The 2615-nt window shown below is 58.0% G+C and carries 3 protein-coding genes; all 3 read right to left on the bottom strand.

Features of this window, described 5'->3' with window-relative positions; genetic code table 11:
- Window positions 1-297: squalene/phytoene synthase family protein (locus RTY00_RS23265; protein ID WP_312666539.1), on the bottom strand; the 297-nt coding region annotated here is incomplete at its 3' end.
- Window positions 294-1775: a phytoene desaturase gene (locus RTY00_RS23260; protein WP_312666538.1), complete on the bottom strand. Its 1482-nt coding sequence runs from the start codon at window positions 1773-1775 to the stop codon at window positions 294-296. The genes RTY00_RS23265 and RTY00_RS23260, both read right to left, overlap by 4 nt.
- The coding region (crtY, locus tag RTY00_RS23255) for a lycopene beta-cyclase CrtY (protein WP_312666537.1) at window positions 1772-2615 on the bottom strand (844 nt) is incomplete at its 5' end. The genes RTY00_RS23260 and crtY, both read right to left, overlap by 4 nt.

The following is a 2615-nucleotide window of genomic DNA, read 5'->3' as shown; positions in this document are numbered from 1 at the left end:
CGCCACTTCCTGAAACGCCTTAAACGCCGGTTCATCCATGTGCGCGCCGCTGTAGGCGCGGCGGGTTTCAATCTGCAGATGCTGCATGCGTGCCTGCGCATCCTCGACAGCATGCTGCGTGCCGCCTTCGCCCAGCGTTTGCCCATCAATCACATCGTCGCAGTGACGACACCAGGCATACAGCATCAGCGTGCTGCGGCGCGTCGGCGCATCAAACAGCTTGGCGGCAGTGGCGAAACTCTTCGAGCCGACCGCCATGGTTTGCGTCACTTGCTCAAGTAAAGGCTGTCGATTCATTCGGCGCGATCCTCCAGCATCAGCTGAGCGGTGGCCTTGGCCGAACCGATTACACCGGGCACGCCCGCGCCCGGATGCGTACCGGCACCCACCAGATAGAGATTGCTGATATCGGCATCGCGGTTATGCGGGCGGAACCAGGCGCTTTGCGTCAAAATCGGCTCCAGCGAAAACGCCGAGCCGTGATGGGCATGCAGCGTGTCGCGAAAATCAAACGGTGTAAACATTCTGTGTGTCACTAATTGCTGACGTAATCCCGGCATGTAGTGCTGCTCCAGATAAGCAAAAATTCGATCGCGCAAGCGCGGTCCTTCCTGTTGCCAGTCGATGTCAGCGGTGCCGAGATGCGGCACCGGCGCTAACACATAAAAGCTGCCGCAGCCGGGCGGTGCCAGCGACGGATCGCTACTGCAGGGCGCGTGCAGGTAGAGTGAAAAATCGTCTGCCAGCTGGCTGCTGTTAAAAATCTCATCGATCAACTCACGATAGCGCGGGCCAAAACAGACGGTGTGGTGCGCGAGCTGTTCATGCGGCTGGTTAAGGCCAAAATAGAGCACAAACAGCGAGTTGCTCATGCGCTTACGCTTCAGCGATGTCGCACGTTTCATTGCCAGCGGATGATGGCGCAGCAGTTTGTCGTAGGTATGCACCACGTCGGCATTGGAGGCCACAGCCGCAGCATCGAAGCGTCGTCCGTCCTTTAACTGAACGCCGCTAATGCGGTTGCCGCTGGTTTCCAGCTGGCTCACTTCGGCATTGAGTAACAGCTCGCCGCCCAGATCCTCAAACAGTTGCGCCATGCCTTGTACCAGCGCACCGGTGCCGCCACGCGGAAACCAAACGCCCCATTCACGTTCCAGCGCATGAATTAAGGTATAGATCGATGACGTTGCAAAAGGATTACCGCCCACCAGCAATGAGTGAAAGGAAAACGCCTGACGCAGATGATCGTCCTGAATAAATTTCGCCACCATGCTGTAGACGCTGCGCCATGCTTGCAGACGCCCTAGTTGCGGCGCGACACGCAGCATGTCACGCACCTGCAAAAACGGCACCGTGCCAAGTTTCAGATAACCTTCTTTGAACACCTCGCGTGAATAGGCGAGGAACTGACGATAGCCTTCAACATCTTGCGGATTGAACGTGGCGATCTGCTGCTCCAGCAGCGGCTGATTGTTGTCGTAATCGAGCTGTTTGCCATCTTCCCAACACAGGCGATAGAAGGGCGTGACCGGCATCAGCTCGACGTAATCGCTTAGCGATTTTCCCGCCAGCGTGAACAACTCTTCGATGGCGCTGGGATCGGTGATCACCGTGGGTCCGGCATCGAAGGTAAAGCCGCTGTCCTCAAATACATAGGCGCGTCCGCCCGGTTTGTCGCGCTGCTCGAGTAAGGTGGTTGGTATGCCCGCCGCTTGCAGGCGAATCGCCAGCGCCAGGCCGCCAAAGCCTGCGCCAATCACAAAAGTGCGTTTCATTTTTTCTTCCCTGGTTCGACAGAATTCAACAGCGCGCGCAGCGCTTCACAGATGGGCACCGGCGGCTTGCCGCACAGAATCCGCGCTTTATCACTCAGGCGCAGTTGCCCGGCGTAAAAGCGGCTAATTAACCCGGCATCGAGCCGGTAAAAACGTTGCATCACTCGCCAGCGCTGCTGCGGCTTGCCGGCCAAAAACAGCATGCGGTTCAGCAGGCGGAAAAATCGCTGCTCGCGCCACTGCTGACGGGCAAAGCGTTCGATGTGTTGGCTGAGCGTGCGGGCGTCGGTGGGCAACAGCGTGGCCACTAACTCCGCCAGCGCCACGGCGGACGGCAAGGAGTAGCCGGTGGTGGCATGAAACAGTCCGGCGCGCAGGCCGCTGCACGCTTGGCCGCGCTGCTGTTGCCAGAATCGGTCAATATCGCCGCTCAAGGTAATCGGCAAAATGCCGTGCTCTTCTCGCAGCAGCGTGCCAAGCCGCCAGTCTTGCTGTTTGGCATAGTCGATGATGTGCTGACGAGCGGTGTTCTCCGCCAGCATGGGTTGATTAACGTAATGGGTATCTTCAATCAATAACCGATCAGCGCTGAGCGGCAGCGTGTAGACAAAACGATAACCCGCTTGCTGATCGACGGTGGCATCCATCAGGATCGGCTGTTGCAGGCCGTGCGGCTGCGCCAGTTGCCACTCTTGTCCAAGAAACACCTGATAACCCAGTTGCAGATGCGGCGTTGGTTGTAAGCCGCGACCATCAATCACCACTTGCGCAGCAAGCTCACGGCCATCCGCCAGCGTCACCTGTGTGGGTTTTACCTGTTTAACTGCAGTATTTGTCCAC

It is taken from the genome of Pantoea sp. CTOTU49201 (assembly GCF_032054795.1).
In the GTDB taxonomy this organism is placed as follows: domain Bacteria; phylum Pseudomonadota; class Gammaproteobacteria; order Enterobacterales; family Enterobacteriaceae; genus Pantoea; species Pantoea symbiotica.
The sequence above is the reverse complement of the archived record's forward strand: the minus strand, read 5'-3'. Positions and strand labels throughout refer to the sequence as shown.